Below are 22,549 nucleotides of genomic sequence, written 5' to 3'. Positions count from 1 at the left end.
TACTATTGAAATTCATTGGACGCCTAATGGCGTTAAGCTTGACGTTATTGGGGTTAACCATCCTACAAGCTAATCAAGCCCAGGCAGATGTTAAAACCCAGAATGCCGATTTTGAAGTTCAACCGATTCTACCGGATGAACAAGAAAATCAAAGTTTAAACTATTTCGATTTAAGCTTAGCTAAAGGCCAACGAAAAACGATTGAAATGCGGATTCAAAATTTTACTGATCATAAAATAACCATACATTCCGATTTGAGAAATGCGATGACTCAAGTCGGAGGTGGTGTTGATTTTCAAACAAGTGTCAAAGATCTTGATCCAAGTTTGGAATACCCATTTAACAAGGTAGCGACTTTAGAAAAAAAGAGTCAAAAAATTGATCTAGCACCGCAACAAACCAAAATTTTAAAAGTCAATATCAAGATGCCAGAAGAACAGACTAATGGCATGATTTACGGTGATTGGCACTTTATTGAGTATATGAATAAAAAAGGCGGACAGTCATCAGTTTCCAGTAACTACGCCTACTCCGTAGGGGTTGCTTTAAGAGGGCAGCACTACAAGGTCTATCCAGAGCTAAAATATGACAAGACTGAAGCGATGTTGTATCGTCGCCATCCAGCCATGGGTGTTAAAATCCGAAATACCCAGCCGATGGTCATTAATAAAGTGATCGCTAAGGCCGTTGTTTCTAAAGAAGGTTTGTTTAGTTCAAAACATGTTTTCAACATGAGTAAACAATCAATCGCACCAAATTCAGTCTTAACGATGCCAATTTCTTGGGACTATGATCAACTGAAACCAGGAAAATATACTGTAGAAACAGTCGTTACGGGGCAAAATCTGTGGAATAAATTGCCAATGAATTGGCATTTTAAAAAACGTTTCACAATCAAGGCTAATGATGTTAAATCTGTTAATAACCAGGCGCTTAAGAAACCAACAAATACGTGGGCCTATGTCGCGACGGCTAGTGGGATTTTAATGTTAGTGTCAGCAACTGGTTTAGTGAAGGTATTGAGGCGATCATGAAAAAGCACATCGTGCTAATTAGTTTATTACTGAGTTTTTGGCTATTGTTACTCAACCAGTCAGAACAATTAGTTTCGGCAGCGACTTCGGACGATACGCAAAAGGTCACTTTTATGATTTATCCAGAGTTACCCAAAGATAATCTAGGTGGTAGGAAACTTGGCTATTTTAATCTTAGATTGAAGCCTAGCACTGAGAAAACGGTAAGAATTAAAGTGATGAACCCAACCGATAAAACAATTACTGTCAAGACAAATGTTAGAGATGCCCAAACTGCTGACAACGGGCGAATTGACTATTTGTCGGCAAAACCGATTCCTAAGCATATCTTGCCACAACCAGGTAGCCAATTCTTAACGGTTAAGCCCCAGTTAACGGTTAAACCGGGCGCAAAAAAGTGGTTAATGATTAAAATTAAAATGCCAGAAAAACCTTTTAAAGGTAAAAAGGCAATGGCAATCAATTTATCAGCAATGGGGCCAACCGGGGGTAGTGTTAATAATCGTTATGTCTACGCCGTTGGCGTTACTTTAAATGGAATCAAGGTTATCAAAAAGGATTTAAAACGCTTAGAAATGCCGACAATGCAAGCTGGCTTTGTCCATAAAAAAGCTGCCTTACAATTTAAAATGGTTAATCCTGATCCGATCTTTCTAAAAAAAGGGCAATTATCAATTAAATTAACGAATCAAAAAGTTGGTTTCTTTAACTATCAGATGGTCCAAAAAAAAATGCATATTGCGCCAAACTCTAAGTTTGATGTGAACTTGATGCTTGGCGGACAACGCTTAGTACCTGGAAAGTACACCATGGTCGCTAAATTTAAGAGCGACCAGTACCAAAAACAGATTAAAAAGAGCGTAAAGATTACCAAAACAGACGCTGAATATATTAATGAACATAATTTAGATTATCAAAGGCGTCGTAAAGTAGTTTTCTTATTTGAAACTATCTGTGTACTACTTGTCATCGGGATTATCTATTATATAAAGGTCTATCGGACTAGGAGTAAGCAAAATGATAAATAAATTAATCAATAAATACAGTTATAAAAAAGTAAAGTATGGCTTAATCGCTGTGACATCTGTTTTAACACTTTTGTTTATTGTCAGCTTAGTATTTGCGATTATTAGTCAGATTAATTTCAATACGTATACGACAATTACTATGTAATGGTTGACTGGCTGCGCTGACGATCAGATTTATAGCGTTATCAGCCATAAAAATTACCGCCTAGTTTTAATAAATGAAACTTGGCAGTTGCAACACTCAATCTAGTTATAATCGTACCTGAGGTACGTTATAAAAACCGTGCCACTTGGCACAATTAAAATAAAGGGAGGAATTTCAAATGAAATTCACAAAATTAACAAGTGCAGCTTTAACAGCTGGCACCATCTTAAGTATCTTAGCACCAACTGCAACTTTTGCAAAAACAGCAGAAGGAGACGCCAACGCTAACGGTGGGACTGAATTACCAATGACTGACAAGACAACCGTTGGGATTTCATTTGGTGATAACAGTGATAACGGTAATACTGGGTACTTACGTTTACAAATGGTTCCCCACGTATTAGACTTTGGTAACCATACTGAATTCTTGGCACAATACCCAACCTTTGACGCAACTGGCCACAACGTAAGTATTAACTCAAATGACCGTCATGCTTCATATGATAATTCAGATACAAATAAGACGGCTGTTTTAAACACTGAAGATGGTAAGTTAAAAGATGTTGCAGGTAAAGCATGGGCTACAGTTGTTGATAAACAAGAAACGCGTGAAAATACAACAGAACCTACTGATAATATTAATGGCGATTGGGATTTAGAGGTTAAATCAGATGATGTTTTAACTGCCAATAACGGTGAAAAAATTTCAAATGCTAATTTAATGCTTAAAGATACACAATATGGTCGGACTGGTGAAGTTTTCACATTAACTAATGAAGACCAAGATAAGGATTATGTTGGTGCTGGCGATAAAGATGTATCAGATTACAGCAAGAATATCTCAATTCCATTAGATGCAGCTGGACAAAATGTGAAGGTTGCTCATGCAGCCACATCTGAAGGCCAAGGGGCGAACGTATTTGGTTGGGATCGTTCAAACATTAATTTGACGTTGCCAAAAGATACAAAGGTAAGTAATGCCGTTTATACAGCTCATTTAACATGGACATTGTCAACAGGTGTTACTACAGCCTAGAACGGGTATAAAAAAAGGAATTCTGATGTATTCAGAATTCCTTTTTTTATAATATTTAATAACTATGTTAAATACAATAGTGTAATAAATTGAGGGAGTGATTACCATGGTTGATAGAATGATGTCTTTTTTTGAAGAAATACAGCGATTGGATAATGCATGGAGAGCATTAAATCAATTAACTAAAGAGTACGAAATTTCTTTTGAACAGTTTATGTTGTTGAAAAAAATATCATTGGAAAAGCGTATTACACCAACAGCGTTAAGCGATGAATTAAAAATATCAAGACCAGCAGTTAGCCGTAAGGTTAATCAGTTATATCGAAATGGATATTTAAATAAAAGCCGTTCCTTCATAAATGAAGATCAAAGAATAGTAGAACTTAAAATTTCTAATAAGGGCAATAAAATAATGGCAGAGCTGGATAAAAGGTTTGATGAAAAAATACCGGATATAGATTTTCCAACCCAGAAAATTACCGAAACTGTGAGTCTGCTAAGGAAAATCTCAAGGGATTAGACAATTGTTTAGTGCGGCTAAATCTATTTCTACTTGTAGTAATACAATATTTGTATTAGAGACGATAATTAATTACTGTTCCGGTCCTAAAAACAATATGGAAGAACATTATAATTGGACTGCTTTGTCCTTTTTAAATGAATATATTAAATAGACAACTTATACTGATGGTTATTGTAACCTGTGTTGTTTCTAATTGATTATTGGTTTTAGTTATAATCAAAATTACGAGACCTATCGTGCCAACGTGACAGTGTTTGATCAATCACTAAAATAACTTAAACCAAAGATAAACCCGTTATATAGTTACCTTTAAATTATTAAAATATATTAGCGGGATTAAATGGTTCTAAAAATATCAACTTATAAACAATTAACTTATATTCAATTTGAATTATTGTTAATATAAGTTAATTGCGTTGAAAGCGATTTATAATTTTGCTATATTGAATTTAACCCAAAAAGTAAGGAGTGATCCTAGAACAAAAAATAATTATCTTTTAAAATCTGTAACTAGTCTAGCTCATCATTCATAATCTGTATTGTTTCTAACTTATCTTAGCAGAAGTCTATTATCGAAATTAAAATGTTAGTAGGGTTTGAGTTTAAATGAATTGAAGTAAATCAGTTTTAAAAATGGTGGGTACAATTTATTGATTTGAATTAAGTAATATATCAAAATCATATTACTCAATAGTTAACGATTTGAACTATGAAAATTTTAGGAGGTTTCAAGTATGAAAAAATCCGTAATTTCTATAGGTGGTGTCGCAGTACTTATTGCAGCGACTTTTAGCCTGTGGCATCTTAAAACACCTCAACAAACGAATGCAGAACCAACACATTCGAAGGTTCAATATCCGAGTGAAAATCTGATCAAAAATAACTTATGGGTTCTTCCAGACGATCAGCTTAAAGATGGTTCGAATGAAATCGTTTTACTTGTTACTGGTGCAAATAATACCGGTTCCGGCGCCTGGGCTTGGAGTTATGCTGCACAATTACCTAAACAAAACTATATACCAGCGACCATCACACTTCCGAATATGAACAGCGCTGATTTAAACTACTCTGGTAAATTTGTCTATGAGGCAGTAGCGCAATTGCACAGAGATTATCCACAAAAAAATATCAATATCATTGCGCATAGCTTAGGTAATTTAGCGACTTCATGGGCTTTGCATTATCGACCAACGTTCATGGCTAAACATGTTAAAAATTATGTTGCCTTAGGGGCACCATTTAAAGGAATCCAAAGTGCAGGCTTTGATAAAATGCCGGCGCTTGCATCTAATGATCAGACCCAAGTACCCATTAATTTCCAAGTAAAAGCGGGGTCGGAGTTTGTTAAACATATTAATTCAACACCGTTTCCCAAACCAATAAGATATTTATCGATCATTTCCCAGACCGATGAAATTGCTGCCGGACAATCACCGGAACATATGGCCTCGTTCCCTAAGGGGACTGAAGGTGAAACGGTTACCCCACAAGCTATCTATCAAAAACCGGATATGTTATTAGGCCATGTTGAAGAATTAGCCGATAATGGGATTTATGAAATCGCGACAAACTTCTTAGAAGAACGTGAGATTAATCCAGCCGCAGCGGATCAAAAATATTATCCTGAGATGCAAAAATCAGGACTAGATCTCACAATTCTATACGGCACCACTAAATCACATACTGGGGACGCCCAGAAAGTAGAACGGGAACCAATTAGTACAGATATCATTGAATAGGGATTAGGTTAAGTTTCAATAAATAAATCATTAAAGTACTAATGCTTTAAATTTAGGATAACACTTTTGATACCAAACGAAACCGCCAACAATGTTGTTATAACAGCATTGTTGGCGGTTTCGTTTGGTTTTTAAAGAACTCCAAATCGCTTGGATTTTGTCTAGCTTTTTTGCGTTGCACCATTTTTTCACGACTATTGATGAAGTGTTTTGTAAAATGTTTTGGAATAAATCGATTGCAACAAAGCGTTGAGGAGGGCTGACCAATCTTGGGGATTAAAAACAGTATTAAATAAGAAGAACTCGCCGTTTAACTTTTCTGCATGTTCGTAACTATCAGAAATGATAAAATCAGCTTGATCGATTCGATTGGTAAAAGTAATTGCTGGGCCAAAAACATCCTGTAAACTCCTAATAATCATATTTGCAGCATAAAAATTCTTTGAATATTGGACATTAATTTTTAAGGGTTTAATTTGGACATTGTAGTCTAATAAAAAGAAAAATAGCGAGTTTAGCAGAGGTCCCATTGTGTTGTTTAGTAGTTTAGGGTAAGTCTTTGCTTCTCTAGTAAGAAATTGCTGTAACGATTTAAAGACGGTATCGGTGTTGATGTGTTCTTGTTTGAAGGCCGACATGGAGATGTTGAATTCTAAAAAATCGGTAATATCGATAGAAATGAATTCCAGATAGATGAGAACAATCGCAAGATAGTAAAAAGATTCTAGAAAGCACTCGTCAGTCTGCTCAAGGTTAAATGTGATGAAGAAATCTTGTAGTAATTGACGGGTATTATTTGTAAAGTCTGTGCCTAGGGATAAAATTGACTTGGCAATAGTGATTTTATCAGCAAGTGTATCATCGTAATTGGCAACTAACAGACGTAATATAAAACCAAAGAGTAAGGATTCATCCTGTAAAACTCGTTTTGAGAAACCTGGTAATTTAATCGTAATCGGATTAGTGGTGTTAACTGCAGTTAATAGCTGACGCAGTTTGGGCGTCAAGGTAATGGCATTTTTGTTCTGAATCAAATCAAAGTAAGTAACTGTCTTTAGTACCTTAATCTGGTGATATTGTGAAAAACTCAAGTTTTTTGCAATGGGGAGCGTATATTGAGAATGATTTGTTACAAAATCAGGTGATTGGTCTCCGCGGTAGATAGCGCTATAGGTATAAATCATCAATATTCTGATGTCTAAAGGTTCACCAATGATATTTTGCTTGTCCTTAAACGAAATTGAAACGCGAAAGTGTTGGAAATACTGTCTCAAAGATTTGATAATATTCTGAATCGTAGAAGGTGAGAGATTAGTGTCTTCTGCCAGAGCTTGGACTGAATCAAAGTTACTCTTAAAAAGAGCGTCCATCACTTGAAATTTATTCGTACGTACAATATAGAGGTAGCGCAGTTTAAAAATTGTAGCACTAAATGAACTATTCTCAGGATAGATGACACTGTATTGATTGTTAGTGGTGATTAACTTTAGGTGTTGGTCTAACTCGGCAAGATCTTGGTTAATTTCCTTGAGGTAGCGAATTGCTGTGATCTTGGAAAGGGAGAATTGCAGCATAATCTCTGTTAGAGTCGTATGCTTATCAGCAATCTCAATATATTTAAATAACTGTAGCAGGGTAACTGCTTTACTGGATAAAAGAAAATCCTTCATTAATCGGCACAACCTGACTTTAAATGATTTTATGTAAGTAAGTTAACTAAACTAAACACAACTGAATACTATCAGATTAAATTTAAGATGACAAATTAGCAAGATAATTGCTTATTGATAACAAAAACAAAAAAGTGATACATGAGGGTGACAATTGTTTGTGTTTAGGTAAACGGTTAATGTGTTATTCTTTATTAAGCGTCATTATGAACATTGTTAATTACTGGTGTGCGATTTAGTGACGTCGGGTTATTGATTTTATTATTTATGATATCATGCACACTAATTTGTTTTTGTAGCATCATCGATAGAGGATTTGGGAGGTATAAAAAGTGACTTTAAACAAACGAAATATTATTGTTAGTTTGGTGTTGTTGTTCGTAATGGGCATTCAAATGGTCGTTACTACGGGAATAAGTCTTGCTGAAAGTAGTGTTAAAATAGATGCAGATTTAATGTTAACACCAGATCGAGAATTATCTAATGAAAAACAAATCGTGATTAAAGTCGCGGATCAAGCAAAAACACAACGTGATTTATCGCTGATTATACCAAACGGGACAACGTTTGATGCGACTGCTACTGAGAAGCTGAATCAAGAGCCAACTTATACAGTCGACTTTGATTCAAAAGACAAACCAAACCAAATCACGCTAAAAGCGTTGGTTAAGAAGCAAGTTGAAAATAAAAAAGTAGAAGCAATAAAAAGTAGTGAAACAAGTGAAAGCAGCGTTTCACCGGAAGCAATGCCAACTAGTACACTTCAACCGACTGACAAGAAGGCGTATTTACTAGTTTTCAAGATTAAAGATATCAAGGTACTGGTTAAACAACAATTAAAACTAGCAACTGTTTTAGAAGGTAAACACTATGAATCCAAACCGCTAATTTTTAAAGAATTTATTACATTAGAAGATGCGGTAGCAGCCCAGTCCGCCAAAAATGCAAGTAAGGCACCAGATTTAGTTAAGGATACAACTTCACTAAAAGAAAAGTTACCCGTTGCCCCTTTAAAATCTAATTCAGTCCTTGAAACGCCTTCAATCGATGATCCTGGTGAACAAGACGGTTGGGTTCAGACCGATAAAAATATTATGATACCAATTAATATTGATAAAACTGCTAATGAGTCTAATCGTGAATACTTTATGTATTTTGGTGGGTACTACACGGGAAGTACCAATCCAAATGGTAGCAGTAACTGGGGGGCTGGCCAATACGAAGTGCCTATTGGGAGTACGACTAAACAAAATGTCCCAGATGCAGCATTTTTTCAGTTACTTACTAAAACAAAAGCAGGGAAAATATTTTCAGCCGTATTTGAGAAAGGGACAAATAGTGCCACACAGAGTGGCAATGAATTTGGAGAAACAGGACTATCTCTATTAACTGCCAATACCGATTTTGTAGATTTTAAGACCTATAATTCTCGGCGAACTGATAATGTCAAAGTAAACGCACTGGGAACAGATGCTCCCAAGCATACTTTCCCCATATACAAATTAATGTATAAAAAAGATAGCGCACATCCTGGGTTAAGAGCGTACGCCATGACGAACGGTGCTGACGGGCAACCGGAAGGCATGCTGCGAGTCACTTTGGAACCGATTAATCAAAAAGGCAGAATCAGGGCTCAGATTCGATATATTTCATTGGATAAGACACCAAGGTTGATGGCATGGAGTTATTCAATGCATATGGATTTAGATGGACTGCATGAAAGCACACCCACCTATTCTTTGGGAGGAACGACAGGGTTATACACGTACGCAGCTCAAACACCGTCTGATAAATCACCTTTTAAATTGACCTACTGGAAAGACGGGTATCCAGATGATCCCGAGTACGAGATGGTTAATTATGAACTTGATTATAAATACTTTGGTAATCAATGGGGACAATACTCGGGCGGTGGCGACCCTATGTTATCACCAGGGTGGGAGATTACCGGGACCAATAAAGATACAACAGACCCAGGCAAATATCAGCTTTACAAGGGACATGGTTACAATCATCCAGTTTGGCATTTTAAATGGGAATATCGTGAAGTGCAACCCAAGGAACGGTATCAAGTTAATCTAGATTTTGGCTTATCGAGTGATGTTGACTACAACAATGTCGAAGCAACAAAGTCATACGAAAATCTCACCTCCAAAGACGGCTATAACCGAGTTGGAGATCGTATGAAATTCAAATTACTAGGCCGTAATACAGAATGGGATACCAATTTAACCGATATCATGATTATTGATGTTATCCCTAAGGATTTTATTGTGGATACTGGAACCCTTAAGTTAGTGGACAGTACGGGTAAAGAACAAGTTTTGAGCCCAAGTGTTTACAATCCCAAAACAGGCCTTTTAAAAGTCAATGTTCCTGGTTCAATTGGCTTTAATGAATCGGTTTATATTACGTTTGAAACGAATATCGCGCCGACGGCATCAGGCAAAACAGTCACAAATTCAATGAATATTTCCACGGATAAAGCTTCTAAACATGATTCATCCGATGTCCAAGTCAAGGTTGAAAAGACGCAGGTTTTGCTTCAAAAACAAGTTAAAAACTTAACGACACCAGATGAATCCTATGTAACTGAAACAAAAGGTAAATCAGGCGATGATCTTAGCTATCAAATTCATGTCGTAAATGTTTCTACCGATCTTGAAATTAGTTCGGGAACCGATATTGAAGATGTTTTAGATCCGGCCTTAACAAGTGATGGCATAGTGACAATTGATTACTTTGACGTAAATGGCACAGTCGTCCGACAAGAAACAAGTCAGTTTGATGATAGCGGACATCTAAAATTAGCATATGCTATCCCTAAGGCAGGCCATGTCACCTTAACCTTTACAGCTAATATCACTGATAGCAGTCAAGAAGTTATTAATAATAGTGCTAGCGCAACATATGGTGACGGTGAGAGCACGCAATCTAATAATACGGTTGTTAACTTACCGAAGCCAATTATTCCAATTATGCAAAAAGATGTGCGTAATGTAACAAATGACGATGCTGAATTTATTAAAGAAACTACAGGCGCAATTGGTGAAGAGGTAGAATACCGTGTTCAGGTGATGAATCCATCAACTGAAGAGAGTATTCCAAAGGAAACGATGTTTAGTGATCAGTTGGATGAAGACTTAGTCAACGATACGCCAGTGACAGTTGAATACTATAGCGTACTAGGAACAAAAACAGCAACGCAGGAAGTTTATTTTCAAAATGGTAAATTCAAGTTAAATCATGAGATTGAACCCAACGGTCATATTATGGTCTACTTTAAGGCTGAAATTAGCAAGACAACTAAAGCAGTAATCAATAATACCGCTACTTTGGCCGATGGTAAATCAGATGTGGCTAAGATCAATATTATTAAGAAAATGTCGCCAACAGTTATTAAAGAGGTCAAAAATTTAACCAAGAATGATGATGGTTTTGCACCAGAAACAGAAGCTGAGGTTGATGATCAAGTTGAATATCGGATTCAACTGGTTAACATCTCATCGGTTGATACTAAAGCGGGCACTATTTTAAAGGATGTTTTGGATTCAGATTTAGGCGATATTCAACAAGTTAAGATTGATTATCTCGACAAAGATGAAAATGTCATAGCCACTCAAACTGCCAATTTAATTGATGATCAGGTGACATTGGATCGTATACTGCCAGCCGCCGGACAAGGAATGGCAATTGCTTATGTCAAAGCGAAGGTCAAAGAAACTGATAAGTCAGTTATTAATAATAAAGCCAGTTTAACAACTGAATTTGGTAAAGGTACTTCTGATAATGCCAAATTAAATATTAAGCAAAGCAAAGGTCGAATTGTGGTCCGTTACCGAGATCGAAAAGATGAAAGCCACAAGTTGGCCGAAGATGAAACCTTTGACGGCAAGATTGGCGACACTAAACTAGTGCAACCCAAAGTTATTCCAGAAACAGACGGTAATTGGACCGTTGTCGATTCTTCTAATATGGCAGATCCAGATTGGGGCTCAACCACGAAACCTGATTGGACATTGGCCCATGATTATACCGTCACTTATGCCAAAGATGAACAAGTCATTACTTATCGTTACGAAGAATCCCATATTGGTATTATTGCCGATAAACGCTGGGATTTTGGTCAACATGATACAACAGCGACTGATCGTAACTACTATCTAAAAGCAAAAACGCAAAATAATGAGAAACAACCTTATGAAGTCGGTGTTGAGGATTACTATACTTCTAAAGGCTGGACACTCAATGTTAAACAGGATGACCAGTTCCATACCAATGCCAATGAGAAAATTGGTGGTAGCCAGAAGTTCTTAGATAATGCTGTATTGAATTTTCATAACGGTCAAATTGCTTTAAAAGAAAGTGATGATATTGGCTCAACGGCACCAGTTTCTAAATTAACTTCTGAATTTGAACTGGCACCTAAAGGCGCGGCAGTTAATTTAATGACGCATACCAATAAGACACCTGATCCTGGTTATTATGCCGCGCATGGCTTTGGGATTTGGGCTTATCAATTCGGGGATGCTCAACAGGCCGATTACAGTATTGGTTTGAAAGTGCCTAAAGCAACAAAACGATTCCCAAGACAATATACAAGTCAATTAACTTGGTCACTAGTAATCGCAGAATAATAAAACGAGGTGCGTACGATTGAAATTTGTTAGACGTTTAATGGCAGTGAGCTTGGCGTTTGTGGGCTTAACGCTCTGTCAAATGATGCAAGTCCAAGCTGCAGCTCAAACCCAAAAAGCGGATTTTGAAGTGCAGCCCATCTTGCCAGAGGAACAAGAAGATTTAAGTTTAAATTTCTTTAATATGAGTTTGACGCAAGGTCAAACTAAGAAAATTGAAATGCGGATTCAGAACTTTACGGATCACGCGATTACGGTACATTCTGATTTAAGAAATTCGATGACCCAAATTGGTGGCGGCATTAGTTTTCAAGATAGTCCCAAAGGATTAGATCCAAGTTTGAAAGCACCATTTACAGAAATCGCTAAGTTAGATAAAAAGAGTCAAACGATTAAATTAGCGGCCCAAGAAACTAAAATTTTAAAAATGGTGGTTAAAATGCCGGAAGATCGGACAAACGGTATGATTTACGGCGATTGGCACTTCATTGAATATCTAAATAAAAAAGGTGGCCAATCATCTGTTGGTAGTAACTACGCCTACTCAGTTGGTGTTGCACTTAAAGGGCAACACTACAAGGTTTATCCGGAACTGAAATATGACAAAGCTGAGGCCATGATTTATCGGCGGCACGCTGCAATGGGGATTAAAATCCGTAATACACAACCGATGGTCATTAATAAGGTCAGTGCTAAGGCGGTTGTTTCTAAGGAAGGTTTATTTGCATCAAAGCATGTTTTCAGTACTAGCAACCAGTCAATTGCGCCTAACTCAGTTTTAACTTTACCAATTTCGTGGGACTATGACCGTTTGAAACCAGGAAGATACACGATTGATACAGTTGTTCGTGGTCAGAATCTGTGGAACAAGTTGCCACTAACTTGGCACTTCAAAAAGCGTTTCACAATTAAGGCGGATGATGTCAAAGCTGTTAATGCGCAAGCGCTTAAAAAACCAACTAATAAGTGGGCCTATGTTGCTACTGCTAGTGGGGTCTTAATGCTCGTTTCAGTTACCGGTTTGGTTAAAGTATTGAGACGCTCATGAAAAAACGATGCTTAATGATCACCATAATGCTCGCTTTTTGGGCTTTAATGCTTCAACAGCAATCACAGTTCGTTATGGCGACATCCGCTGATTCAAAACAAAAAGTGACATTTATGATTTATCCAGAAATACCAAAGGATAATATTGGGGGGAACAAACTCGGTTACTTCAATCTCAAATTAAAACCAAAAGCTGAGACGACTTTGAAAATTAAAGTATTTAACCCAACCGATAAGCCGATTACGGTTAAGGTCAGTGCCAAAGATGCACAAACAGGCGATAATGGGCAGATTGATTACTTATCCGACGCTCCAGTGACTAAAAATCTATTACCAGACCCAGGCAGTCGTTATGTACATTCCAAACCGCAAGTAGTCGTAGCATCTAACACGCAAAACTTGGTAAATGTAAAGCTTAAAATGCCGAAGACTACTTTTAAAGGAAAAAAAGCTCTCGCAATTAATTTATCGGCAATGGGGCCAACTGGCGGGAGTATCAATAACCGTTATGTGTATGCAGTCGGCGTTACTTTAAATGGGAAAAAGTTAACGCGCAAAGAATTACAGCGTTTGGAAATGCCTAAAATGCAAACTGGTTTTGTTGATAAGCAAGCGGCTTTACAGTTTAAGGTCAATAATCCCGACCCCGTTTTTCTCAAAAAAAGCCATTTATCAATTAAGTTAACTAATCAGAAGTTAGGCTTTTTCAATTACAAGCTTGATTTGAAAAAAATGCATATCGCACCGAATTCGAGTTTCAACGCTAATTTGTTGTTAGGCGGGAAACGTTTGGTACCAGGCCGGTACACAATGATTGCTGATTTCAAGAGTGATCAGTATCAACGGCAAATTAAGAAAATTGTTCAAATTACTAAAACGGATGCGCGCTACATTAATGATCATAATGCGGCCTATCAGAAAAAGCGACAATTAACCATGATTGTTATTAGCGTGTGTGTCGTCTTAGGAATTATCTTAATTTACTACATTCGGAAACATGGAAGCAGGGAGTCAAAAAATGATTAATAAATTAATCAATAAGTACCACTATTCAACTATTAAATATACGTTTATTGCACTAACCACACTGACGACCATCTTATTTTTGGTGAGTCTAGCCTTCGCAATTGTGAGATACATCAATTTTAATACGTATACCACACTAACAATGTAAGACAGCACTGGCTGCGCTGATCGTTAGTTTTGGATTATCAGCCATAAAAATACCGTTAAACCTACTGAATGGTTGACACACGTACCATCCAAACTTGTTATAACGACACCTAGTGTGTCTTATAAAAAACGTGCTGAGAGCACAAATTAAATATTAGGGAGGAATTTCAAATGAAATTCACAAAATTAACTAGTGCAGCTTTAACAGCTGGCACAATCTTAAGTATTCTTGCACCAACAACAACATTCGCTGCTACAGTAGAACACGATGCTAACGCTAACGGCGGTACAGAATTACCAATGCCTGATAACACAGAAGTTGGGATCTCATTTGGTGATAACACTAATAACGGGAATACTGGCTACTTACGTTTACAAATGGTACCGCACGTACTAGATTTTGGTAACCATACAGAATTCTTAGCGCAATACCCAACATTTGATGCTACTGGCCATAACGTAAGTATCGATAGCAATGATCGTCATGCGTCATATAAGAACACAGATACAAATATGACAGCTATTTTAAATACAGACGACGCTGAATTAGCAGATGTTAAGGGCAAAGCCTGGGCTACAGTTGTTGACAAGCAAATCACACGTGAAAATAACGATACCGGCGATGATGCTAAAACAACAAAACAAAGTGGTACATGGCAATTAAAAGTTAAATCAGATGATGTTTTAACAGCAACTAATAACGGTGAAACAATCAATAACGCTAACTTATTGCTTAAAAATACTGCTTATGGTCGGACAGCAGACGTCTTCACATTGACAAATGAACCCGAAGATAGTGATTTCCAAGCTGATCCAAAAATTGATGACAAAGATGTTTCAACGTTTGCTAAGAACGTTTCATTATCATTAGATGGTAAAGGTCAAGAAGTTGAAGTTGCTAATGCTGCTGATACTGAAGGGCAAGGCGCTAACGTCTTTGGTTGGGATCGTTCAGACATCAACTTAACATTGCCAAAAGATTCAAAAGTTGGTAATGATATTTATACAGCTCATTTAACATGGACATTATACACAGGTGTTCAAGCTTAATAATATCGTTTGTATGTCAAAAAAGGATTCTGGATAGCCAGAATCCTTTTTTAGCAAAACAGATTAATAGGACTAAATATAACAATAGGTTAAGATGAATGTGAGGTGAACATACGTGAGTAAGAATACATTAGCATTTTACGAAGCAGTTCAAATGCTAGATAATACAAGAAGAGCGCTTAATGAACCCTGTGAGGCATATCAAATTTCATTTGAACAGTTTGTTTTGATGAAACGAATTGCTGCAGCGGGAGGTGTCAGGCCAACAAGATTGAGTGAAGAACTGCATATCTCAAGAGCAGCGGTTAGTCGAAAATTGACGCAACTTTATTATAGTGACTACTTAGCTAAAGAACGCAGTGGTGTTAACGAAGATCAGCGAGTGGTTATAATTTCATTGACGCCAACTGGAGAAGAGGTCGTTAATAAGATAGATAAATTCTATAAAGCTAAGTTAACAACACTTATTGATCCAATAGAAGAAATACAGGCAACTGCAAAAATTTTCGAAACGTTAAGTCAGATAGATTAAGAAAATAAAAAAATGGGCTTCAGATAAATACTATCTGAAGCTCATTTTTTTATTTAACGATTAGTCATTCAAGTTATAACGTAATTTCATGTGTTCTGAGCCTGAAATCACCATTTCGCCTAATAGTTTTGTTTGGCGTTGGAGTGATTCTGTTGCTAGTTTGTTATTGGCTTCTTCCAAGAAGGCAACGGCATCTTTTTGACCGTCAAAGGCTTTGTCAGTTGCGTTTTGGATTTCGTGATAAGCGCTCATTGCTTCTAATTCGAAGGTATTACGCATATCAACGTAGAAGTCATAGTCTGTATCGCCAAGTAAGGCGGTTGTACAGCTCAACCAGTACATATTGTTAAGGTCGAATGTTCCGGTAGCATTCTTGTATGATTCCGGTGTGTCAGTAACGTTGGCGTAGAATGGTACAACTGTATTGAAGGTGTTAGCACCATAAGCTAACCAGTGAATACCAGCGATTTCAGCAGGCACGTTGTTACGAACTTGTAAAATGTGCACATTGTGGTTCCGGTTAATCCCGATAGGACGGAAGCGTGTTTTAACGTCTTCTGGTGCGCTACCGTAAGGATCATATTCCGTATTTTCAAAGTGGGCGCTCAAGACAAACTTAACGTCTTCGATTGAAATCTTACGGTTGGCATGGCAGATGAATGGTAAATCATGGTCCATTGGATCTTGTTTAATTTCTGGGTTGAAATATTGTTGACCATACCAAGTACGAGGGTTGTTATAAACGGTATCTTTGATGGTTGCACTACCGAAAATGTGACGGAGGTTGTAACCTTCAAAGTCAGGATTTAAGTTATTATCATCAATTAATGCTTTTAAATCAGCTGAGCAAAGTGTGTCGGCTGAATCAAAATCAAAGTGGTCGATGTTCATGCGGTTAGGGGCAACTACGTAAGCATCATCCGGGATGCGAACAGCAGCCCAGTGATGACCACCGATTGTTTCCAGCCACCAAACACTGTCTTGATCAGAAAAAGCAATCCCGTTTGGTTCGTATGTGCCGAATTCTTCGAGAAGCGCGCCTAAACGTTCAACCCCTTCTTGAGCACTGTGAATGTAAGGTAAGACTAAAGTAACGATATCTTCTTCACCGATACCACCGGCAACGAGTGGGTCTAATGCTTGAATACGGGGGTTAGTAGTAATTGTTTCAGTTGCTGACATTGTGACGTTTTCACTGTTAATCCCAGCCGCTGGCCAGATGCCGTTTGTGAGTAATGAGTTAGGAATTGATGTGTAACGCATTGGGTTATCAGGTAATTTGATTTGCACACCACTGATCACGGCTTGGTAATCGCGTGGTTGATCTTCAGGATTGACGACAACAAAACGTTGAGGATCTAGAGCTTCGTGACCATCATCATTTCTAGAAATCATTGTTGAACCGTCGATTGAAGCTTTCTTGCCGACTAAGACTGTCGTACATGAACCCTTAATTGGTTTTTTCATTATTAAAACACTCCTTATCGATTTGTTAGTACTAGTATAGCGCTTTTGGAAGTGAAAGTGTGGGATTTAGAGTAAATTCATGTGAATAAATTATTAATTACACCAAATGATACGCTTGATGTTTTTAGCCTAGGCTAAAATATTTGTTAATTATATTAAAATCGGTTATGCTGATAGATGTTAAGTTAGGTTTACCTAAAAGAATGGAGGCTCTTTATGTTATCAATTAAGAACCTCACCGTTGCTTACGATGACACACCAGTATTTACTGATGTTGCCGTTCACTTTGACGCAGGCAAAATCACTGGTATCATTGGACCAAACGGTGCGGGAAAATCAACGCTAATTAAAGCAATTTTAGGGTTGGTTAAAGCACGGCAAGGCTCAGTTTTATATCAAGGGAAATCAATGCGAGCTGTTCAAAAACAGGTTGCGTACGTTGAACAGCACAAGGACTTGGATCTGAATTTTCCAATCAACGTTTTTGATGTTGTATTGACGGGCACGTACGGCAAGTTAGGTCTGTTCCGTGATCCAGGCAAGCAGGCAAAAGCCGCTAGTCGAGCAGCACTAGAGCAGGTGGCCCTCGGTGATTTTGAACGCCGCCAAATTGGCCAGTTGTCAGGTGGCCAATTGCAACGGGTTTTCGTAGCGCGCGCAATCGTACAGGAAGCGGAAATCATTATTTTAGATGAACCCTTTGTCGGCATTGATTTGCAAAGTGAGACTGCAATCATGGCCATTATGAAACAGTGGCGTGATGCAGGTAAGACGATTATTGTTATTCATCATGATTTGAATAAAGTGTCACAGTATTTTGATGATTTAGTGGTTATGAATCACGGTATCGTGGATTATGGGCCTACTGATCAAGTTTATAACGCCCAGAATATTGAGCGCGCATTTAGTGCGGACTTATCTGCCGTCTTGTTTGAAAAACAGGAGGTAGACCAATGAACAGTATTTCAGCATTTATTGGCGCATTAGGGCGCTACGAATTTTTACAAAGTGCATTATTAACCGCCATTATGGTCGGGATTATGTCGGGGATTATCGGAAGTTTCATCATATTGCGAGGGATGTCCTTGATGGGCGATGCGATTTCGCATGCTGTGTTACCTGGCGTGGCCGTTGCCTATATGCTGGGAATCAATGTGCTAGTTGGCGCGTCCGTATTCGGTATTTTAGCGGCGGTCTTGATTGGCTTTGTCGCGACCCACAGTAAAATTAAGACGGATACGTCAATCGGAGTCGTTTTCAGTGCGTTTTACGCATTGGGCTTTATTCTGATTTCGATGGCAGAAAGTGCGACGAATCTCCATCATATTTTATTCGGTAATATTTTAGCAGTGAGTGACCAAGATATTATGACGACCGCGATTGTATTAGGCATCGTTATCTTATTTGTTTCATTTTTCTACAAAGAATTATTGATTACCTCATTTGATGAAACCTACGCCAGAACTTACGGGCTCAAAACGCAGGTCTTACATTATGGCTTGATGTTGGTTTTAACGTTAGTGACAGTTTCAGCGTTACAAACGGTCGGGATTATTTTGGTAGTTGCGATGTTAATTACACCTGCTGCGACGGCCTTTTTATGGACTAATAAACTCGTGACAATGCTCTTTTTATCAGCTAGCATAGGGGCAGTTGCGGCGATTAGTGGGCTGTATTTCAGTTATACCTTCAATTGGGCATCTGGCCCGGCAATTGTCTTAATGGCCGCTGTTTTGTTCGCGATTTCGTTTATCTGCGCACCCAAGCAAGGCTTTTTGAAATGGCGTTCAGCTAAGGGAGGGCAATAACGATGAAGAAAATACTCATTACTTTATTAACCGTCGGCGGGATTATTGGTGGCGTGTACGGCTTTATTCACCAACGGGCACAATCTAAAGCACAAGCCAACAATCAACACACCAAATTGCGGGTTGTGACGACTAATTCGATTTTAGAAGATATGGTCGCCAATGTTGGCCAAGAGCGGGTTGAGTTGTACAGTATCGTTAAACGGGGGACCGATCCCCATGAATACGAGCCTCAACCAACTGATATTTCAAAAGCGACGGACGCGGATGTTTTGTTTCATAATGGCTTGAATCTTGAAACGGGTGGCAATGGTTGGTTTAAAAAGTTAGTGTCAATCGCACATAAGAAGTTTGGGGAAGACGTTTTTGCGACGACTAAAGGCATCAAGGTCCAACATCTAACGACCAATAAGGATGAACCAGATCCACACGCGTGGTTGGATTTGGCCAATGGCATGCAATATGTTGAAAATATTACAGCCGCCTTGCAAGCTAAGGACCCTAAGAATGCTGATTATTACAGGCGGAATGCGGATCAGTATATTGCGCGATTAGAAAAATTACACGCGAAGGCTCAGACGCAATTTGCTGATATTCCAGAAAAGCGGCGCGTATTGGTGACTTCTGAAGGTGCCTTTAAATACTTCGGAGAAGCTTATGGTGTGACGCCGACTTATATCTGGGAAATCAATACGGAATCGCAAGGGACACCAACCCAAATGAAATCGGTCCTTGCCAAAATCGCGGCAACAGACGTCCAGAGTTTGTTTGTGGAAACATCGGTATCACCGAAATCTATGGCTAAAGTTGCCCAAGAAACGGGACTACCAATCTATGCAAAAATCTTTACGGATTCCTTGGCGCAAAAAGGAAAACAGGGCGATACCTACTACACAATGATGAAGTGGAATATCGATAAGATCCATGCAGGAATGGTTGGCCAATAAGTTTCAATTCAAAAGTCTTTCTAAACGGAAGGCTTTTTTTGTTGTTTTAGATTGTTGAATCAGAAACAATAGATGCTATACTGCTAGATAGATGACCAAATGAGGGAGTAAAGATGATGGATAAAGAAGCAGAAATTATTCAAGCTTTTACGGCGTTATTTTATAAAAAATCGTGGCTGGAACAAGGTATTATGGAAGCGCAGTTGAGCGGCTATAAGTCTTCTGAGATTCATTGCTTGGAAGCAATCGCCAAGCAAACGGATCCGAATGTGACCAAAATTGCTGAAGCACTGCACATGACGCGTGGTGCGGCTAGTAAGCTGACGAAGAAGCTTTTGAAAAAAGAGGTGATCGAGTCTTATCAAAAAGCCGACAATAAAAAAGAAGTTTATTTCCGTGTTTTACCTGAAGGCCAAGCGGTCGTTACAAAGCATGATCAGCTGCATCAACAATTTCAAGAACGCGATCATGTGGTTTTTGAAGAGGCAACCGATGAACAATTAACATCACTCTTGAACTTTATTGAGACTTATAGCGCTCATATTGATCAAGCCATTGAAAATCAAAAGACAAATCATTAAAACAGACATCATCAATTTATTTTGATCATGTCCGTTTTTTTGTTGACAAGGAATCAAAATAGCGTTATTGTTTCCTAGTCGACAATATTATGAAGTTCGAGGATTTTTAAATGACAGATTCAAAGATGACTAAATTACCAAAGACGGTTTTAACCGCTGCGTGGGCGATTGTCCTAGGCGCGATTGCGCCAATGTTAGATTCAACAATGATGACAATTGCGATTTAACAATTAACACAGACTTTTGCGACGACTTTAAATGTGATTCAGTGGGCTATTACGGGGTACGTTTTAGCGCTGGCGATTGCCGTACCCATTTCAGGTTGGTTAATGAACCACTTTAATGGCAAGCGGATTTTTATCGGTGCGGTGATTGCATTTGGCATTACCTCCGTTTTAGCTGGTTTTAGTTGGAATGTGACGAGTTTTATTATTTTCAGATTACTACAAGGCTTTAGCGCCGGGATTATTACGCCGCTAATGTCAACCTTACTTGTGAAGACGGCCGGTCCCGAAAACTTGGGGCGGGTGATGGCGATTGTCAGCACACCGATGATTTTTGGTCCCATCTTAGGTCCGGTTTTAGGTGGTTTTATTTTGCAAGTGGCCTCGTGGCACTGGTTATTCTTGATTAATGTTGGCATTACGCTGATTGCAGTCCCACTAATGATCCATAGCTTACCCAATTTTGAACCTTTTAATCGTCAAAGTCGTTTAGATGGCTGGGGGATTTTAATGCTATCAATCATGAGTGCGACGTTGATTTATGGCGTTTCTAAGGCCGCTGATTATGCAACGTTTAATAATGAGGAAACGGTGCTCTGGGTTGGGATTGGGCTCCTCATGGCCATTATTTACGTGATTTATGATTGGCGGCGTCAGCATCAAACCGTTTTACCACTTAATTTATTTAAGCATGGCCAATTTGCTGTTGCGAGCAGCGGGCTTTTTCTAGCCAATATTGCGATTATGGGACCGATGTTGATTTTGCCACTCTTTTTCCAGAGCTTCCGGCATTTCACGGCAATTCAAGCCGCCTTAGCAATGATGCCCCAAGGAATTGGGATGTTAGTGACACGGCCTTTAATCGGTAAGTGGATTGATCGCTTCGGTGCCAAAAGAGTGGTTTTACTAAGTTTAGCAGTCGCCTTAATCGGCTCGGTTCCCTTGATGCTGATGACTGATCAAACAAGCATGGTTTGGATTGCATTAATCCTATTTGTACGAGGCATCAGCGTTGGCGGGGTTAACTTACCATTGACGAGTGATGCGTATCTCGGCATTCCTGAGCAACAGCTAGCCGAAGCAGGTGTTGGCATCAATATCATCGAAAATGTCGGTTCTAGTTTTGGTTCTGCATTAATTGCGACGATTGTCGCCACGATTGGCTTAGGCAATCGTGGGACAGTTCAACAACAATTAGCTGGTTTTCACGCAGGCTTCCTGGTTTCGGTAATTGTTTTATTACTATTAATCGGACCAGCATTGAAATTAAGTCAGAAGAAATAGGAATCGGTTAGTGTTATACTCCTAAAAAAGTAATAACTTTTAGGAGGGATTATGAATGGTTGATTTAGCAGGTTGTTTATTAGTGATTGATTTGCAAAATGGGGTCTGCAAAGGCGAACAACCTATTGCTAACTTTGAGCAATTAATTGAACAGGTAAATACTAGAATTGAAATTTATAAAGCGAATAAGCGGCCAATAATTTTTGTTCAACACAATGATGAAGTATTGGTAGCACCGCAACTGGATTGGCAACTAGCGCCGGAATTAGACGTACCAGCTGATGCGCAATTTGTGCAAAAGACACATGCTAATTCATTCTGGCAAACCAATCTGCAGGCTTTATTAGAACAAAAGCAAATCCATTCACTAGAAATTTGTGGTGTGCAAACTGAATATTGCGTTGATACAACAGTCAAGGTAGCCCACAGTCTGGGTTATCAATTACAAATAGTTTCAGGACTTTCGACGACCGTTGCTAATTCATTGATGACAGCGGCACAAACAATCGCCTTCTATGAAGGTATTTGGGCGGACCGGTTTATGACGCTTTTAAAATTTTAAATAAATAGGAATTCGTTCAATTTATAACAAACTTTTCCTAATCCCCTTTTCCGCCTACGATA

At 38.4% G+C, this 22,549-nt stretch carries 18 protein-coding genes and 1 pseudogene; 17 read left to right on the top strand and 2 right to left on the bottom strand.

All coding sequences use genetic code 11. From position 1 onward, the window contains the following. The first annotated feature begins 5 nt into the window (after positions 1 to 5). The 6 genes from ACPBEH_RS07000 to ACPBEH_RS06975 all read left to right on the top strand — a co-directional run bounded on the left by ACPBEH_RS07000 (position 6) and on the right by ACPBEH_RS06975 (position 5,505). Complete coding sequence (locus tag ACPBEH_RS07000; protein WP_424348706.1) at positions 6 to 1,034, top strand: DUF916 and DUF3324 domain-containing protein; 1,029 nt, start codon at positions 6 to 8, stop codon at positions 1,032 to 1,034. Continuing rightward, positions 1,031 to 2,062: a DUF916 and DUF3324 domain-containing protein gene (locus ACPBEH_RS06995; RefSeq protein WP_424348705.1), complete on the top strand. Its 1,032-nt coding sequence runs from the start codon at positions 1,031 to 1,033 to the stop codon at positions 2,060 to 2,062. Before ACPBEH_RS07000 ends, ACPBEH_RS06995 begins: the two co-directional genes overlap by 4 nt. After that, a complete protein-coding gene (locus tag ACPBEH_RS06990) occupies positions 2,052 to 2,207 on the top strand; it encodes a hypothetical protein (RefSeq protein WP_424348704.1) in 156 nt (51 codons plus the stop codon). Before ACPBEH_RS06995 ends, ACPBEH_RS06990 begins: the two co-directional genes overlap by 11 nt. A gap of 178 nt (positions 2,208 to 2,385) precedes the next feature. Continuing rightward, complete coding sequence (locus ACPBEH_RS06985; protein ID WP_424348703.1) at positions 2,386 to 3,243, top strand: WxL domain-containing protein; 858 nt, start codon at positions 2,386 to 2,388, stop codon at positions 3,241 to 3,243. 106 nt (positions 3,244 to 3,349) lie between these two features. Next, positions 3,350 to 3,763 (top strand): MarR family winged helix-turn-helix transcriptional regulator, encoded by a 414-nt coding sequence (locus ACPBEH_RS06980; RefSeq protein ID WP_424348702.1) that lies wholly within the window; start codon positions 3,350 to 3,352, stop codon positions 3,761 to 3,763. A gap of 737 nt (positions 3,764 to 4,500) precedes the next feature. Further along, positions 4,501 to 5,505, top strand: a complete 1,005-nt coding sequence (locus tag ACPBEH_RS06975; RefSeq protein WP_424348701.1) for an esterase/lipase family protein — start codon at positions 4,501 to 4,503, stop codon at positions 5,503 to 5,505. Between the two features lie 194 nt (positions 5,506 to 5,699). Here ACPBEH_RS06975 and ACPBEH_RS06970 read toward each other — a convergent pair whose 3' ends face one another. Beyond that, the gene (locus ACPBEH_RS06970) at positions 5,700 to 7,175 is read right to left on the bottom strand and encodes a helix-turn-helix domain-containing protein (protein ID WP_424348700.1); all 1,476 of its coding nucleotides are present in this window, start codon (positions 7,173 to 7,175) and stop codon (positions 5,700 to 5,702) included. Positions 7,176 to 7,507: 332 nt separating this feature from the next. Between ACPBEH_RS06970 and ACPBEH_RS06965 the strand changes: the two genes are divergently transcribed. From ACPBEH_RS06965 to ACPBEH_RS06945, 5 genes are all read left to right on the top strand, one after another. Continuing rightward, a complete protein-coding gene (locus ACPBEH_RS06965) occupies positions 7,508 to 11,812 on the top strand; it encodes a WxL domain-containing protein (protein WP_424348699.1) in 4,305 nt (1,434 codons plus the stop codon). Between the two features lie 19 nt (positions 11,813 to 11,831). Further along, entirely contained in the window at positions 11,832 to 12,860 is a 1,029-nt protein-coding gene (locus tag ACPBEH_RS06960; RefSeq protein ID WP_424348698.1) for a DUF916 and DUF3324 domain-containing protein, read from the top strand. After that, a complete protein-coding gene (locus ACPBEH_RS06955) occupies positions 12,857 to 13,885 on the top strand; it encodes a DUF916 and DUF3324 domain-containing protein (protein ID WP_424348697.1) in 1,029 nt (342 codons plus the stop codon). The genes ACPBEH_RS06960 and ACPBEH_RS06955 overlap by 4 nt, the downstream gene beginning before the upstream one ends. 318 nt (positions 13,886 to 14,203) lie before the next feature. Next, positions 14,204 to 15,082 carry a WxL domain-containing protein gene (locus ACPBEH_RS06950; protein ID WP_424348696.1) on the top strand — a complete coding sequence of 293 codons (879 nt, stop codon included), beginning with the start codon at positions 14,204 to 14,206 and terminating at the stop codon, positions 15,080 to 15,082. A gap of 115 nt (positions 15,083 to 15,197) precedes the next feature. Continuing rightward, entirely contained in the window at positions 15,198 to 15,614 is a 417-nt protein-coding gene (locus ACPBEH_RS06945; RefSeq protein ID WP_424348695.1) for a MarR family winged helix-turn-helix transcriptional regulator, read from the top strand. A 60-nt stretch (positions 15,615 to 15,674) separates the two neighbouring features. Here the strand turns inward: ACPBEH_RS06945 and ACPBEH_RS06940 are convergent, their stop codons facing one another. Further along, entirely contained in the window at positions 15,675 to 17,081 is a 1,407-nt protein-coding gene (locus tag ACPBEH_RS06940) for a C69 family dipeptidase (RefSeq protein WP_424348694.1), read from the bottom strand. 216 nt (positions 17,082 to 17,297) lie between these two features. Here ACPBEH_RS06940 and ACPBEH_RS06935 point away from each other — a divergent pair, with 216 nt between their 5' ends. The 6 genes and pseudogenes from ACPBEH_RS06935 (at position 17,298) to ACPBEH_RS06910 (ending at position 22,487) form a co-directional block, all read left to right on the top strand. Next, positions 17,298 to 18,038: a metal ABC transporter ATP-binding protein gene (locus ACPBEH_RS06935; protein ID WP_424348693.1), complete on the top strand. Its 741-nt coding sequence runs from the start codon at positions 17,298 to 17,300 to the stop codon at positions 18,036 to 18,038. Continuing rightward, on the top strand, positions 18,035 to 18,889 hold the full coding sequence (locus ACPBEH_RS06930; protein ID WP_424348692.1) for a metal ABC transporter permease: 855 nt from the start codon (positions 18,035 to 18,037) through the stop codon (positions 18,887 to 18,889). Before ACPBEH_RS06935 ends, ACPBEH_RS06930 begins: the two co-directional genes overlap by 4 nt. A gap of 2 nt (positions 18,890 to 18,891) precedes the next feature. Then, positions 18,892 to 19,836, top strand: a complete 945-nt coding sequence (locus ACPBEH_RS06925) for a metal ABC transporter solute-binding protein, Zn/Mn family (protein WP_424348691.1) — start codon at positions 18,892 to 18,894, stop codon at positions 19,834 to 19,836. A gap of 113 nt (positions 19,837 to 19,949) precedes the next feature. Further along, a complete protein-coding gene (locus tag ACPBEH_RS06920; RefSeq protein WP_016264450.1) occupies positions 19,950 to 20,417 on the top strand; it encodes a MarR family transcriptional regulator in 468 nt (155 codons plus the stop codon). Between the two features lie 242 nt (positions 20,418 to 20,659). Next, positions 20,660 to 21,925: pseudogene (locus ACPBEH_RS06915) on the top strand (DHA2 family efflux MFS transporter permease subunit); the annotation flags it as partial. 55 nt (positions 21,926 to 21,980) lie between these two features. Further along, positions 21,981 to 22,487, top strand: a complete 507-nt coding sequence (locus ACPBEH_RS06910) for a cysteine hydrolase family protein (protein WP_424348690.1) — start codon at positions 21,981 to 21,983, stop codon at positions 22,485 to 22,487. Positions 22,488 to 22,549: the final 62 nt, after the last annotated feature.

This window comes from Latilactobacillus parasakei (assembly GCF_049674265.1).
Classification (GTDB): Bacteria; Bacillota; Bacilli; order Lactobacillales; family Lactobacillaceae; genus Latilactobacillus; species Latilactobacillus sakei.
The sequence above is the reverse complement of the archived record's forward strand: the minus strand, read 5'-3'. Positions and strand labels throughout refer to the sequence as shown.

Bases quoted from the DNA above. Each gene is read 5' to 3' on its own strand.
- ACPBEH_RS06955 (WP_424348697.1), top strand. From the start codon at position 12,857: ATGAAAAAACGATGCTTAATGATCACCATAATGCTCGCTTTTTGGGCT.
- ACPBEH_RS06990 (WP_424348704.1), top strand. From the start codon at position 2,052: ATGATAAATAAATTAATCAATAAATACAGTTATAAAAAAGTAAAGTAT.
- ACPBEH_RS06975 (WP_424348701.1), top strand. From the start codon at position 4,501: ATGAAAAAATCCGTAATTTCTATAGGTGGTGTCGCAGTACTTATTGCA.
- ACPBEH_RS06910 (WP_424348690.1), top strand. From the start codon at position 21,981: ATGGTTGATTTAGCAGGTTGTTTATTAGTGATTGATTTGCAAAATGGG.
- ACPBEH_RS06985 (WP_424348703.1), top strand. From the start codon at position 2,386: ATGAAATTCACAAAATTAACAAGTGCAGCTTTAACAGCTGGCACCATC.
- ACPBEH_RS06925 (WP_424348691.1), top strand. From the start codon at position 18,892: ATGAAGAAAATACTCATTACTTTATTAACCGTCGGCGGGATTATTGGT.
- ACPBEH_RS06995 (WP_424348705.1), top strand. From the start codon at position 1,031: ATGAAAAAGCACATCGTGCTAATTAGTTTATTACTGAGTTTTTGGCTA.
- ACPBEH_RS06930 (WP_424348692.1), top strand. From the start codon at position 18,035: ATGAACAGTATTTCAGCATTTATTGGCGCATTAGGGCGCTACGAATTT.
- ACPBEH_RS06940 (WP_424348694.1), bottom strand. From the start codon at position 17,081: ATGAAAAAACCAATTAAGGGTTCATGTACGACAGTCTTAGTCGGCAAG.
- ACPBEH_RS06980 (WP_424348702.1), top strand. From the start codon at position 3,350: ATGGTTGATAGAATGATGTCTTTTTTTGAAGAAATACAGCGATTGGAT.
- ACPBEH_RS06970 (WP_424348700.1), bottom strand. From the start codon at position 7,175: ATGAAGGATTTTCTTTTATCCAGTAAAGCAGTTACCCTGCTACAGTTA.
- ACPBEH_RS06920 (WP_016264450.1), top strand. From the start codon at position 19,950: ATGATGGATAAAGAAGCAGAAATTATTCAAGCTTTTACGGCGTTATTT.
- ACPBEH_RS06935 (WP_424348693.1), top strand. From the start codon at position 17,298: ATGTTATCAATTAAGAACCTCACCGTTGCTTACGATGACACACCAGTA.
- ACPBEH_RS06950 (WP_424348696.1), top strand. From the start codon at position 14,204: ATGAAATTCACAAAATTAACTAGTGCAGCTTTAACAGCTGGCACAATC.